Annotated in this window: 12 protein-coding genes; 10 read left to right on the top strand and 2 right to left on the bottom strand. The window is 37.3% G+C overall.

The window, feature by feature from the left end; translation table 11 throughout:
• Nucleotides 1-4: 4 nt before the first annotated feature.
• The 7 genes from A5844_RS08085 (at nucleotide 5) to glyS (ending at nucleotide 8,305) form a co-directional block, all read left to right on the top strand.
• Nucleotides 5-2,194, top strand: a complete 2,190-nt coding sequence (locus A5844_RS08085; protein WP_086284697.1) for an HD family phosphohydrolase — start codon at nucleotides 5-7, stop codon at nucleotides 2,192-2,194.
• A 20-nt stretch (nucleotides 2,195-2,214) separates the two neighbouring features.
• Entirely contained in the window at nucleotides 2,215-2,691 is a 477-nt protein-coding gene (gene ybeY, locus A5844_RS08080) for an rRNA maturation RNase YbeY (RefSeq protein ID WP_086285242.1), read from the top strand.
• Nucleotides 2,675-3,079 (top strand): diacylglycerol kinase family protein, encoded by a 405-nt coding sequence (locus A5844_RS08075; RefSeq protein WP_179190574.1) that lies wholly within the window; start codon nucleotides 2,675-2,677, stop codon nucleotides 3,077-3,079. Before ybeY ends, A5844_RS08075 begins: the two co-directional genes overlap by 17 nt.
• 18 nt (nucleotides 3,080-3,097) lie before the next feature.
• On the top strand, nucleotides 3,098-3,997 hold the full coding sequence (era, locus tag A5844_RS08070) for a GTPase Era (RefSeq protein WP_086284695.1): 900 nt from the start codon (nucleotides 3,098-3,100) through the stop codon (nucleotides 3,995-3,997).
• 137 nt (nucleotides 3,998-4,134) lie between these two features.
• Nucleotides 4,135-4,947 carry a DNA repair protein RecO gene (gene recO / locus A5844_RS08065; protein WP_086284694.1) on the top strand — a complete coding sequence of 271 codons (813 nt, stop codon included), beginning with the start codon at nucleotides 4,135-4,137 and terminating at the stop codon, nucleotides 4,945-4,947.
• 363 nt (nucleotides 4,948-5,310) lie between these two features.
• Nucleotides 5,311-6,228 carry a glycine--tRNA ligase subunit alpha gene (gene glyQ / locus A5844_RS08060; RefSeq protein WP_086284693.1) on the top strand — a complete coding sequence of 306 codons (918 nt, stop codon included), beginning with the start codon at nucleotides 5,311-5,313 and terminating at the stop codon, nucleotides 6,226-6,228.
• 1 nt (nucleotide 6,229) lies between these two features.
• The gene (gene glyS, locus A5844_RS08055; protein ID WP_086284692.1) at nucleotides 6,230-8,305 is read left to right on the top strand and encodes a glycine--tRNA ligase subunit beta; all 2,076 of its coding nucleotides are present in this window, start codon (nucleotides 6,230-6,232) and stop codon (nucleotides 8,303-8,305) included.
• A 500-nt stretch (nucleotides 8,306-8,805) separates the two neighbouring features.
• Here glyS and yidC read toward each other — a convergent pair whose 3' ends face one another.
• Both yidC and A5844_RS08045 read right to left on the bottom strand, forming a co-directional pair.
• Nucleotides 8,806-9,762, bottom strand: coding sequence for a membrane protein insertase YidC (gene yidC, locus A5844_RS08050; RefSeq protein ID WP_086284691.1), 957 nt, complete (start codon nucleotides 9,760-9,762; stop codon nucleotides 8,806-8,808).
• 197 nt (nucleotides 9,763-9,959) lie between these two features.
• On the bottom strand, nucleotides 9,960-10,235 hold the full coding sequence (locus A5844_RS08045; protein ID WP_086285241.1) for an acylphosphatase: 276 nt from the start codon (nucleotides 10,233-10,235) through the stop codon (nucleotides 9,960-9,962).
• 107 nt (nucleotides 10,236-10,342) lie between these two features.
• On the opposite strand from A5844_RS08045, the gene A5844_RS08040 reads away from it, so the two are divergent.
• The 3 genes from A5844_RS08040 to A5844_RS14265 form a co-directional block, all read left to right on the top strand.
• A complete protein-coding gene (locus A5844_RS08040; protein WP_086284690.1) occupies nucleotides 10,343-11,104 on the top strand; it encodes a TrmH family RNA methyltransferase in 762 nt (253 codons plus the stop codon).
• A gap of 123 nt (nucleotides 11,105-11,227) precedes the next feature.
• A complete protein-coding gene (locus A5844_RS08035) occupies nucleotides 11,228-11,731 on the top strand; it encodes an HD domain-containing protein (RefSeq protein ID WP_086284689.1) in 504 nt (167 codons plus the stop codon).
• Nucleotides 11,732-12,344: 613 nt separating this feature from the next.
• Nucleotides 12,345-14,750 (top strand): QWxxN domain (locus A5844_RS14265; protein WP_179190573.1); only part of this gene is annotated, 2,406 nt, incomplete at its 3' end.

Below are 14,750 nucleotides of genomic sequence, written 5' to 3'. Positions count from 1 at the left end.
GCATATGTTGAACAAAATACTACAGCAGCTACAAAAAACACTAGGGAAAGCTGCTGGACCTTTTCTTTTGATTTTGTTTTTTTTCGTGATTTTTGGTGCAACATTCAGTAGTGTCAAGCAAAAACCCAATGATTTTAAAGAGGGGCAAGTCGCAGAAGAAAGTATTCGAGCCAATAAAACGATTGAGAACACAGAAGAAACGGAACAAAAAAGGAAGCTAGCGGCAGAAGCTGTTACCCCTGAATACACGTATCAACAAGATCTAGCAAATGAGCAAGATCGTCGGATCACACAACTTTTTGAATTGATCAAGAAGACTAATGAGACGATTGATAAAGAGTACGAAGAAAAAGTCAGCAAAGCAAAAGAAAATGAAAATGTACCGAAGCCCACAGTGGAGGAACGCATCGCTGCGTTGAAGAAAAATTTTGAAAAGTCAACGGCAGATGACGTTGCTTTTTATCAAAAATTACCAAATAATTTTTATGCAACCATTATGAATCTATCAGAAAATGAGATTATTACGATACGTGATGAAAGTTTGAAGTTGATCGATGAGCAGATGAGTAAACAGGTACGTGAAAGTGACTTGGAAACATTCAAGCAAGAAGCGGATGAGAAAATCCAGTATTTGAATGTTTCGGCACAGCAACAACAAATGATTCGCTATCTAGTGGATCAAGGGATTGTTGTCAATGATGTATTAAATGAGAAGAGAACGGAAGAATTGAAGCAAGAAGCTCGCGATTCTATCCAGCCAGTAATGATCTTCCAAGGAGAAATCATTGTACGTGAAGGAAATCAAATCGATGCAGCGGCTATGAAAAAACTAGAACTATTGGGATTGACGAGTCAAACCACATCCATTTTTCCGCTGGTAGCCATGATCTTAGCAGTGTTGTTGCAAATTGCTGTTTTATTTTACAGCTCTTTACAATATAAAGATTTATTCAAACGAACGGAATATCTTTTATTTTATGTCACTGGGATGACGATCAGTATTTTATTGATGCGATTTTTCCAAGTCTTTCAGACGGAACAAGCAACTTATATTCCATTATTTTATCCAGCAGCTTTTGTTCCATTAGTCTTGAATTTCTTCCTGAATCGACGTGCAGGCATTATGGCAGCACTATTTCAAACAGTTATGGCATTGTTTATCTTTTATGATTCGATTGGTACCAACTTTTTAACGGTGGTTTTGCTTTCTTATTTATTTGCCGGATTACTAGCGACTATTTTAAAACGCCAACGTGTTTCTGAGCAGTGGTTTCCAGCAGTGATTTGGATCATCCTTTTTCCTTTAATGATGGACATTGTTTTAGTTGTCTATCAAGGCATGAGTTTTGGTGATGGAACAACGTGGCTAACTATTATCTGTAGTTTTATGGGAGCATTGCTTTCTTACTTATTAACGATCGGGTTACACCCATACATTGAATTGATGGTGAACGATGACAGTGTGATCGTGTTGAATGAACTAAGCAATCCAAATCATCCATTATTGAAACAATTGCTTGAAGAAGCTCCCGGTACGTATCATCACAGTATGATGGTAGCCAATCTTAGTGCGAATGCCGTGGCAGAGATTGGTGGACGATCGTTGTTAACACGAGTGGCATGTTACTATCATGATATTGGCAAAATCAAGCATGCCAGCTTTTTTGTTGAAAATTTACCTGCTGGTGCTGAAAATCCACATAATTTCTTGTTGCCAGAAGATAGTAAGCAAATCATCTTTGGTCATGTGACCGATGGTGCAAAAATTCTAGAAGAATATAACATGCCTCAAATGGTGATCGATATTTGTCGCCAGCATCATGGAACAACCTTGATGAAGTATTTTTATATCAAAGCGAAAGAAAGAAACCCAGAAATAACAGAAGAACAATTCCGCTACCCTGGACCAAGACCACAAACGAGAGAAGCGGGTATCGTAAATATTGCGGATAGTTGTGAAGCAGCTGTCAGAGCAATGGATCATCCGACAAGTGAAAAAATCGAAGCTTTTGTCCATAATTTGATCGAAGAACGTATCTCTGATGGACAGTTAGATGATAGTGGTTTGACCTTGAAAGAAATTCGTAAAGTCGAAAAATCATTAGTCAGTGGTTTAAGTAGTACATTCCATTCTAGGATCAAATATCCTAAAATGAAATCAGAAGCAGAAAAAATGAAGAACGAAAAAGATTAGCAAGAAGGAAGCGATGGATGATGGATATAACCTTTATCGATGAAACAAAAGCTGTTTCGACAGAAAAAATCAACGAAATTGACGAATTACTCCAATTCGCAGCGGATTATTTACAGTTACCGGAAGAAACTGAAATGTCAGTGACATTTATGGATAATGCAGCTATTCAAGAAATCAATCGCGAATATCGTGGAAAAGATGCCCCGACTGATGTGATCAGTTTTGCATTGGAAGAAGAAGGTGAAGATGAGATCCCTGTGATTTTTGAAGAAATGGAGAATCCACTGCCTCGTGTACTTGGCGATATCATGATCTCAACTGAACGTGCAAAAGAACAGGCAAAAGAGTATGGTCATTCATATGATCGAGAAATTGGCTTTTTAGCTGTACATGGTTTCCTGCATATCAATGGATACGATCACATGACACCAGAAGATGAGGAAGAAATGTTTGGACTACAGAAAGAGATTTTAGATGCTTATGGACTTAAAAGATAAGAGAGAAGAGCAAAATATCGAAAAAAATAAACATTTTTTAATGTCTGTAGAATTTGCTGTTCAAGGAGTAAAAACAGTGTTTGATGAAGAGCGCAACATGAAAAAACATGTCGCGCTCGGAATACTTGCGCTGATCATGGGCGTTGTCTTTCGATTAGAACGCAACGAATGGCTATGGCTTTTGTTAGCGGTGTTTCTTGTATGGATCGTGGAAATCATGAACACGGTATTTGAGAACGTCGTTGATATGTTTACGGATTTTCATTTTCATCCAATCGGAAAAAAAATCAAAGACATGGCTGCAGGGGCAGTACTATTAACGGCTTGCTTTGCTGTCATTGTTGGGATGATCTTGTTTATCCCTAAAATTTATCAATTGTTTTTTTAATTAAGAAGGAGAGTAACTATGTCAGAACATAAATCTGGATTTGTGGCAATCGTCGGACGTCCAAACGTTGGAAAATCAACATTGTTGAACCGAATCGTCGGACAAAAAATCGCCATTATGAGTGATAAAGCGCAAACAACTAGAAACAAAATCCAAGGAGTCTATACGACTCCAGAAGCACAACTGATTTTTATCGATACACCTGGGATCCACAAACCAAAACATCGTTTAGGGGATTTTATGGTTGAAACAGCGTATAGCGCACTTCGTGAAGTGGATGCTGTACTATTTATGATAAGTGCCGATCAAAAAAGAGGGCGCGGTGATGACTTTATCATTGAGCGTTTAAAAAATGTTTCTGCACCTGTTTATTTGGTCATCAACAAAATCGATAAAGTACATCCTGACGAATTATTAGGCATCATTGAAGATTATTCGAACCAAATGCCATTTGCACAAGTTGTGCCGATCTCTGCTACAGAAGGAAACAATGTGGAACGTCTGATGTCTGTTTTAGTGGAAGAAATGCCAGAAGGACCACAATATTTCCCAGATGATCAAGTAACGGATCATCCTGAATATTTTATCGTTTCAGAACTGATTCGTGAAAAAGTCCTGTTTTTGACAAGAGATGAAGTCCCACATTCAGTCGCTGTAGTTGTTGATACGATGAAACGAAATGAAAATGATAAGATCCATATCCAAGCAACGATCATCGTTGAACGTGATAGCCAAAAAGGGATCATCATTGGTAAAGGCGGCAAAATGCTAAAAGACATCGGAACCAAAGCAAGAAAAGATATCGAAAATCTGTTAGGCGACAAGGTCTTTTTAGAGTTATGGGTAAAAGTCCAAAAAGACTGGCGAGATAAACGAGTTTATTTACAAGATTTCGGCTATCGCCAAGATGAATATTAAGACTAAAAAAGTAGATTTCAAATAGTTTATATCTGAAAATAAGGCGAAGAATTCGAAAATGCATGCATATTTTCGGGAGCTTCGTCTTATTTTCCAAAAGATTTCATTTAATCTTTCGATAGAGGGAGGAATTGAAAATGAGTCAGCTGGCAGAATCGAAAGGAATCATCCTTTCAAGCCGTAATTATAAAGAAAAAGACAAACTGGTTAAGATATTTACGGAATCATCTGGAAAGATGATGTTTTACATCAAAGGGATTCATCGTCAAAACCAGCCGCTTGCGCCAGCGCTACTTCCATTTACTGAAGCAATTTATATTGGACAGTTTAAAAATGAAGGATTATCTTTTCTGAATAGTGTGAAAGAAGTCCATGCCTTTCGTAAAATTCAAGAAGATATCTTTTTGAGTGGTTATGGGACCTATTTATTGAATCTAGTAGATGCAGCAATTGAAGACCGTCAATACGATCCCCATTTATTTCAATTTACGCAACAAGCATTACAACGGATGGATCAAGGAGATGATCCAGAAATCATTACCAATATTTTTGAAATCCAGATTTTACAGCGTTTTGGCATATCACCAATTTGGACACACTGTGGTGTTTGTGGAGAAACTCAAGGAAAATTTGACTATTCGTCAAAATATGGTGGTATTTTGTGTGAACAACATTGGCATTTAGATCACCATCGCTATCATGCCGATCCTCGAGCTGTATACTTTGTCCGTATGTTTTCAGCAATCTCCTATGATCGTATTAGTGGGATCAATGTAAAAGAAGAAACCAAGCAAGCGATACGTCAATTGATAGATCAGCTTTATGAAGAGTATGTCGGCATTCATTTGAAGAGCAAAAAATTTATTGATCAAATGAAAAGTTGGGAGCATGTATTAAAGAAAACGGAAATACCAGAAAAAAGTTCGAATGAAGAGAGTACAGAGAACTAAAAAAGATTTGATAAAAAATCTAAAAATATTTGACAAAAGGATACTTTTCCGTCTATTATAAATCCTAGAGCAATGATAGTTTTTTTGCTATCAGGAGTTTTAATGAGTAAAAATCGTAATTAAATAAGTACGTTGAACAAGATCAGTAAAAAATCAAGTGGCACTAGCGAGTTCGGGAGAGTGGAAGCCGGATGCAAACGGTTTTTGAAGAGGCACTTGGGAGTACACTTAAAAGAAGCTGCCGATTGATTCGGAAGTAGGGTGGAACCGCGATCATTTTCGTCCCTATGTTTGTAGATGCAAACATAGGGACTTTTTGTTTTATATGTTTCGATAGTCGCTAAGATGAAAGAGGTAGAGGATATGAGTAAAAAACAAACTGTACAAGAAATGATTTTGACATTACAAAAATTTTGGTCATCTAATGGTTGCATGTTGATGCAAGCTTACGATACAGAAAAAGGAGCAGGGACGATGAGTCCGTATACATTTTTACGTGCGATCGGTCCAGAACCATGGAATGCGGCTTATGTGGAACCGTCACGACGACCAGCAGATGGACGATATGGAGAAAATCCTAATCGATTATATCAACATCATCAGTTCCAAGTCGTTATGAAACCTTCTCCAGAAAATATCCAAGAGCTTTATTTAGAAAGTTTACGTTTGCTAGGGATCGACCCTTTGGAGCATGATATTCGCTTTGTGGAAGATAACTGGGAAAATCCTTCTATGGGGTGTGCTGGTGTTGGTTGGGAAGTTTGGTTAGATGGGATGGAAATCACACAGTTTACGTACTTCCAACAAGTCGGTGGATTACCATGTAAGCCAGTCACATCAGAAATCACTTATGGATTAGAACGCCTAGCTTCTTATATCCAAGAAGTAGAAAGCGTCTATGATCTAGAATGGGCAGATGGTGTGAAGTACGGTGAGATCTTTACCCAACCAGAGTATGAACATTCTAAATATTCTTTTGAAGTAAGTGATCAAGAATTACTGTTAACTAACTTTGACCGCTTTGAAAAAGAGGCAAAACGGTGTATTGATGAAAATCTTGTGCATCCAGCGTATGATTACATTTTAAAATGTAGCCATACCTTCAATTTATTAGATGCTCGTGGGGCAGTATCTGTTACTGAGCGGGCAGGTTATCTTTCACGGATCCGTAATATGGCAAAATCTGTCGCTAAGATCTTTGTAGCAGAACGTGAAAAATTAGGCTTCCCTTTGTTGAATAACCAAACTGGGGATACAAGTACTGTTAAGGAGGCTGAATAATATGGCAAAAGATTTGCTATTAGAAATCGGGTTAGAAGAAATGCCCGCACATGTCGTAACACCAAGTATGAAACAACTAGAACAAAAAACAATGGCTTTCTTAGAGGAAAATCAATTGTCTTATGATTCGATCGAAACATTTTCAACACCACGTCGTTTAGCGATTAGAGTAACAAATGTGCCAGAACGCCAAGAAGATAGTGAAGAAGAAGTAAAAGGTCCAGCCAAAAAGATTGCTTTAGATGCAGAAGGAAATTGGTCCAAAGCAGCGCAAGGGTTTGTCCGTGGCCAAGGGATGACAACTGACGATATTACTTTTAGAGAGATCAAAGGAGTAGAATATGTCTACGTGACAAAATATACTCATGGAAAACCTGCTGTTGAAGTATTCGCTGGCTTAACGGAAGTTATCAAAAGTTTGACGTTTCCTGTAACGATGCATTGGGCATCCTATGATTTTGAATACATTCGCCCAATTCATTGGATCGTTGCATTATATGGCGATGAAGTCATTCCATTTGAGCTATTGGATGTACAAACAGGTCGTACTTCTCGTGGTCATCGTTTCTTAGGTGAAGAAGTGACTTTTGTAAATACGAGTGAATATGAAGCAAAACTAGCCGACCAATTTGTGATCGCTGCACCTAAAAAAAGAGAAGAAATGATTATCGCTCAAGCACAAGAGCTAGCGAAAAAAAATCATTGGCAAATCGATTTTGATGAAGAGTTACTAGAAGAAGTAAATAATTTAGTGGAATATCCAACGGTTTTTGCTGGTGATTTTGAAGAAAAATATTTATCTGTTCCAGAAGAAGTATTAGTTACTTCAATGAAAGAACATCAACGATACTTTGAAGTAAGAAATGATGAAGGACTATTACTTCCTCATTTTATCGCAGTACGTAATGGTGATCGTGTAAAACTGGATAATGTAGTTCGCGGGAATCAAAAAGTGCTAACAGCACGCTTAGAAGATGCAGAGTTTTTCTATAATGAAGACAAAAAATTCAGTATTGACCATTATGTGAACAAACTGAAAACAGTCACTTTCCATGAGAAAATCGGTAGCATGTATGAAAAGATGCAACGTGTACAAGTGATTGCAGAAGTCATCGGAAAATCTGTAGGTTTATCAGCTGAAGAATTGGTTGATCTTCAACGGGCAGCAGAAATCTATAAATTTGATCTTGTTACAAATATGGTAGGTGAATTTCCTGAGCTTCAAGGGATCATGGGTGAAAAATATGCTTTGTTAAAAGGGGAAAAACCCGATGTAGCAACAGCCATTCGTGAGCACTATCTCCCTATTTCAAGTGAAGGTGAATTACCTGAAACATGTATTGGTGCGGTATTAGCTATTGCCGATAAATTGGATAGTATCTTCTCCTTCTTCACAGTAGGAATGATCCCAAGTGGTTCCAATGATCCATATGCTTTGCGTCGCCAAGCGTATGGGATTGTTCGAATCATTGAGGCAAAACAATGGGCTTTCCCATTAGCAACGTTACAACAAGAAATCAATGAAGTCATCAAAGAAGATCGTCAACGTTTTGGCATTTCCTTAACTGATGGTCAACAAGAAGTCATTGATTTCATCAAAGGTCGTTTGAAACAACGTTTAGCTTCAAAACAAATCCGTCACGATATTATCGATGCGGTTTTAGCAGCTAAACAAAAAGATTTAACGAAAGTCTTCGCTGCTGCTCAATTATTCAAAGAACATCTAAAAGATGAAAACTTCAAACCTTCAATGGAAGCCTTGACTCGTGTGGTGAATTTGGCTAAAAAAGCCCAACAAGAAGACCAAGTAGCAATTGATCCTGAACTATTTGAAAATGAAGCAGAAAAAGAATTATATGAAGCAGTGAATGAAGTGAAACAACAATTTATGAACCAAACACTACAAGAAAACTATGAACAATTGACTCATCTACGTCCACTGATCGATCAATACTTTGATCAAACAATGGTTATGGTAGAAGATGAAAAAGTTCGTAACAACCGTTTGGCTCAATTGCAGCAAATTGCTGAAATGGCGTTATCTGTTGCTAGCTTGGATCAAATCATCACCAAATAAACTAAGAGAATAAAATAGTTTTTAGATACAATGACAAACGATTCATCAATAAGACGAAGAAGCGCAAGAATGTGGAAAGCATTTTTGCGCTTCTTTTCTTTGTCGAGGCTGTGACATCAGTGAAAAACGGACTAAAGTAGCCAAATAATATTAGTTGGATTACACGATTCATCATAAATTTGTGACGAGTGCCTACTGGACTACAGAAGTAAATTATAAAGATAGCTCGGATATTTGGTTGGTGGAAGGACTTATGTCACAGCCTTCAAATAGTTTTAGTTCGATTAAACTTAATAAACATCACTTTGAGGATAACTCAAAATTGTAAAATAAAAATTTGATGTTTTTTTACTATCTCTTACTGTTACTCTTTGAGTTTTTTTCTACTAAGCTCGATGAGTTTCTGTCATTAAAAAAGACAAGAGACTTATCACAAGACATTGTTGTCTTTCGATAAGTCCCCCGTTAGATTGACCAGTCTTTAATTATTTTACCAAAATTTATTTACGTCTCTGCTGTTTACCTGCATTACGACCATTTTTAGTTGAGTTTTTCTTAGAAGTACTGATTTGTGCTTGTGTCTTTGTACTATTGGAAGCTTTGTCAGCTTTCGTAGGTGTCACATCTTTAATTGGTGTAACCACTTGTTTTGGTGGATTTTGTTTTAGCTCTTCAGCTACTTGGGCTTTTAAGCGAGGCTTCATCAAAACATTCGTGATGAATGTTTGTAGACAACTAAAGATACCACCGACTACCCAATAGAGTGTCACGCCAGCTGGTGCGCTGATCGACATGAAAACGATCATTGCAGGTGAAACGATCAACATCGTACGCATCGTTTTTTTCTGTTCTTCAGGGATACCGATCGTTGAAATATACCCTTGGAAAAGATAAGCGATACCAGCGATTGCGACCAATACTAAACTTGGTGAGCCTAAATCAATTCCATAAAATGTTGATTCACGAATACCTTCAGTATAGCGAGCAGTGAAATATAATGCTGAGAAAATAGGCATTTGGATCAATAGGGGAAGGCAACCGATCCCGCCGGTCATACTCAATCCATTTTCACGATATACTTGTTGCATTTCTGCTTGTGCAGCCATTTGTTCTTCTCGAGTTGTCGCAGCCTTTAATTTTTTTTGAGCTGCATCAACTTGTGGTTTCAAAGCTTGCATTTTTTCTGATTGGATCATTGTTTTTTTCGATTGACTGATCCCTAAAGGCAAGATGATGATACGTACGATTACAGTCATTAGAATAACAGCCCAACCATAGGTCCAGTTGAAATTCTGTACTAAATATGTAATCGCTTGACCCATTGGTTCAACTAGTACTCGATAGACGATTCCTGATTTATCAGGATTTCCGTCCGAATCCATCCGTACGCACCCGGATAAGAAAAGTAAGATTGTTACAAGACCTGAACCTAGTAACCAATTTTTCCATTTATTCATATAATACTTCCTCTTTTATAATTTTTACACAAACTTAACTATACTAAAAATAGTAGAAAAATTCAATCCACTTCATAGAAAATTCAAATTATCCTAGTGGAACACTGTTTTTACTTTTGATATTTGTTCAAAAGCAATGTCTCTTAAAAAATAAAAACCACATTATTTTTTTAGAATTAGTTTTTCTTTCTAATAGACTAACCAACCACATCAAATTTTTTACGGTCAGTCATCATTGGGTTTTCCTGGAGGTCAACGTATTGGACACGTCCACTTGGACTAGGCGATTGTTTGACTTCTTCGATAAAACGATCAATTGTCTCTTCATCACCAGCTGCCTCAATAGTTACTGAACCATCTTCTTCGTTTTTTACCGTTCCTACTATCCCCAGCTGATCTGCAACCATCTTAGTCATATAGCGAAAACCAACACCTTGTACACGTCCTTGAACATTCATTTTGACTTTTTTCATTTTTTTCACCGTTCTTTCCTTATGTGATAAATTAATGATAACGATTTTTTCCGGATCTAACAAGCTCAAGGATCGATTCCATGCTATAATAAAGCGAGGTGGAAAACGTGAAAAAAATTCAGTCAGCAAAAAATCCAAGAATTAAAGAATTAAAGAAATTACATAAAAAAAAATCGAGAGAGGAGGCACAGGAATATCTGCTTGAAGGATTTCATCTGATCGAAGAGGCAGTTGTTTCACAGGCGAGAGTAAAAGAAGTCTTTATCTCGGAAAGAGGTCTGGCCGAATGGGGTTCTTGGTTGGATGAACAAACCATTCCTAGTTATTTGGTTACTGATGAAGTGATGAGAGCGGTATCGGATTTGCCGACACCACAAGGAATCATCGCTGTGATGCATTTAGAAGAAAAAAAACTATCGATCGATTCTGGGGGATGGCTAATGTTGGATCATGTGCAAGATCCGGGAAATGTAGGAACGATGATCCGAACAGCCGATGCTTTCGGCTTGTCTGGTGTATTATTAGGTAAAGGAACGGCAGATATTTATAGTACGAAAGTATTGCGAAGCATGCAAGGAAGTAATTATCATTTACCGGTAATTACTGTTGATCTAAACCAAATAATTCCTGACTTGAAGAAAAAAGGCTTCATGGTTTATGGAACAGAGTTGAATGAACAAGCAGTTGCTTTGACAAAAATAAAACCAACTGAAAACTATGCCATCATCATGGGCAATGAAGGTCAGGGGGTTTCTTCGGAACTATTGGCTTTAGCTGATCAGAATATCTATATTCCGATGAAGGGAAATGCTGAATCTTTAAATGTGGGAGTGGCTACAGGTATCTTGTTGTATCAACTTTCTTTATGATTAAGGATCTATTAAGCTTTTGTCGTTTACACCAAATTCACTAGAATATTCTTAGGCGTGATGATATACTAGATTCAATTTCAAAGATAAATGAAATTCAAAAAGGTGGCAGATCGATAAATTATGACAGAAAAATGGCGTGAAGATGAAGAATACATGTCTTATGTAGAAGATCTATTAGCAACTGAAGCCGTTCAAAAATTAGCAGATTATACCCAACATGTTCATTCGACAAGACTGGAACACTCTATCAGTGTTTCTTATCATAGTTACAAACTAGCCAAAAAATGGGGTGGAGATGCAAAAGCAACTGCGCGTGCAGGGCTTTTACATGATTTATTCTATTATGATTGGCGCACGACGAAATTTGATGAAGGAACACATGCTTATGTGCATCCAAGAATTGCCGTCAAGAATGCAGAAAAAATCACTGAGCTATCCGACTTAGAACGAGATATCATCTTGAAACACATGTGGGGAGCGACGATTGCCCCTCCTAAATACAAAGAAGGATATATCGTGACATTCGTTGATAAATATTGTGCAGTAAAAGAAGCAGCACAACCGATGACTGCTTCCATGAGACAAAAATGGCAACGATACTTTGGTAAAGAACAATCGATTTAAGTTTCATAATGATTGATATCAAATAAGCTGAAAGATCCGAGATGATGGATGATCATTTCGTGATCTGACAGCTTATTTTTTTGCTCTTTGTCAAATGGTATGGATGTAGAGAAATCTTAGAAAGATCCTATTATGTCTGATATAATCTTTTTGATTTTTCAATAACAAAGCCAAAAAGCCTTTATCTATAGTATAGTATGAGAGAATCCATTTTTTATATAACTTTTTTAATTTTATATTTGGTATAGTCACAAATCCTGTACTGATACTTTCTTTTTTTTATTTTATAATTTATATGAAAATGGATTCTTTGAAGAAAAGTTTCAAAGTTTTTACAGAAAAGAAGGAAGTAGTCGTAGGGATGTTGCTTAGCTCAGTTTGACGCACTAAAGAGGTTTTTATTGTTTTTTTATCTCTTTTTTATTTTTCTAAGTTTGCTGAGTTGCTGCTTTTGCCATGAAAGGACTGTTATTTTTGAGAAAATGATGCAGAGTTGCTTGATTCATTTGTAGAAGCTTGATGGATGACGTAAAACCATAGACCCTTAGGTGTTATTAAAATGAACACTTATATAACAAAATATCCAATAGCTAATTATAAAGGAGTGAAAATGATGCCACCAAAAGTAAGGACATCACTGAAACCAAAGATGAGGAAGAAGATAAGGCTACCACAAGCTATCTCTAGAGAAACAATTGGAAAGGGAAATAATAAACGAAATGGCAAGAATAAATCAGGAAATGACCAAGCAAAGTTAAATTATATTGCCAATAATACGGGACAAACACTAGCCCCCGATAGTTTATTGACATTAGATGGTTTCCTTTATTTATCCAGTATCTTCCAAAACGCTCGATTAGTTGATCCTCCCCAACAACAGACGGTCATCAGAAAAAACGCCCCAGCATTTGAAGTGAACACACGAATTGATGTGAGAAGAGACGGGAATCAGACAAGAATACATTCCTTTGTTTCCACCTCTACCATCAACCGTGAGCGAATCCAGTTCTTGAAGACGTCCCATACCATACCTCATCAGTCAACATCAATCGCCTCTCAGTTTCTCAGTGCCAGTCCATTTTTTGCCAACCAAACTTTCCGTAATCAGACAACGTCCACACAGGAAACCATCGACGTAGCGAAAATCGCACATGAATTAAGTATTTCTGTTCACCAGAAAGTTCATGACCTCTATCAACTGGTGAATTGTACCACCATGAGAAGGACGGATCAGGTAAACACATTGATCTTCACAGGAGAAAGTGTAGAACAAACGAGCTTTACCACGGTTTGTCAAGAAGCAATCGGTAAAGCTGAGACACAAAACAACCAAGGAATGAAAAAAGAAAGTGAGAATCCTACTTTTTCTTCTGGCCACATGACCAATACTACTGAACATGAGTTCCACCCTTTTTCTGCGCAAGAGACAGCTCAAAGACTAAGTAAAGCCTTTCAAGTTTCTTTTGAAAACCAACATAACACCACAATAGATCCCACAAATCATGTACATAATCAAGTGACTGAAACGTTTTGGAATGACTTGAATAAGCTGTTTTACCAGTTCTTTTCCCAACATGAACACGTAGCTCCTATTCAAGAACAAAAAGAAACAAACGGTTCGTTGCTGTCGTATTTTGCTGATTGGTTACTGAGTTCCTTTTCGGTAAACTATGGAGAACAAATGCCCAATCACCGCCAACTAGAAAAGAACCGATCAATTTCAATGACCACTCCTCCAACGGAAAATTCGCTCCCAATCCAGACTTCGCAAAAAAAGAAGAAAAAGAAAAAAAATAATCTTCAGGAACTATCCCCAGAAATGATTTCACAATTGGTAGGGAAAGCTACACCTACATTGTCCCTTGGAGAAGAAAGTCTTTTGTCTCCATTTTGGCATCTGGCGGCAGATTTTTATGGCAGGGTGGATGGGTATATCCAACAGTTTAATTTCGATGTATTTCCATATTTAGGGGCTGAAGCGGCAGTTGTTCCTTCGATTGATTATGCAGCTATTCCTTCGATTGATTATGAAGAAATGATTGTGGAATCTTACACAAAAATCCCGACAGAAACGGTCGCCAAAATCAAGCGAATTATGAATGCGTATCTGGAACATCGGCCTTCTAGTGAATCGAAGACCGTTCCTTTACCTTCTTTTTGGTTTGATCTTGAAACGTTTCAATTGCGTCATAAAATACAAGGGGTCAATCAAAAAGTCAAAGATTATTTATGTAAGCAAGGAGTTCCATGTGACGGACTATCAGGAGTAAAATTACTTGATGCCGTGAAGAATTGGGAAGAAAAAGATGGTCTGGAAACTAAAAGGGACAGAAGAAAAAATCTTGCTATGATCATTCGAAAAGCTTTAGAACTTCAGAATATAGAGGTGAAATATACTAAGGCAACAAGGATCATCTTACAATGGAGAACTAATAATATCTTTCAAGATTACACGTTTGAAGATCGACAACAAACAACCCCAAAAGAATCGCAACAAACCATTTTAGAAGAACCCATGATGACTGAATTAACAACTGTAGTGACGACCGAAGAGAGGACTGAAACACTCACACCCGATGACGCAAACACCCAGATGAGTGCAATGACATCGACTACACCATTACCATCAACGATGGATGAACCACAGTTGCAATATTCTGGAGTTATTTCGAAAGAAACACAAGTAAAAATAGAAAATGTCATTCAAACCTATATTCATGGCTATTCGGTTGCTAAATTATTGCGTGAAACGATCCCACCAAATTTGCCATTTTTCTGGTATGATTTAGAGATTTTTGAAAATCGCGATCAACTCGGAAAAGTGAATAAAGAGTTGAAAGCTTTTATTTGTAACAAAAAGCAACTGTGTCAAGAGATGTCAGGACAAACTTTGTATGTAAAAATAAGACATTGGACAGAAAAAAGAGACGCGAAGCTCTCTCGAACTAGAAAGAAAAAAATCGCCGAGATAATTTGGAAGGCTTCTGGACTCCAAAATAGAAATCTGACTGCATTGGAG

The sequence above is a fragment of the Candidatus Enterococcus wittei genome (assembly GCF_002140175.1).
In the GTDB taxonomy this organism is placed as follows: domain Bacteria; phylum Bacillota; class Bacilli; order Lactobacillales; family Enterococcaceae; genus Enterococcus_B; species Enterococcus_B wittei.
Note: the sequence above shows the minus strand (reverse complement) of the source record. Positions and strands in the feature narration are given on the sequence as shown.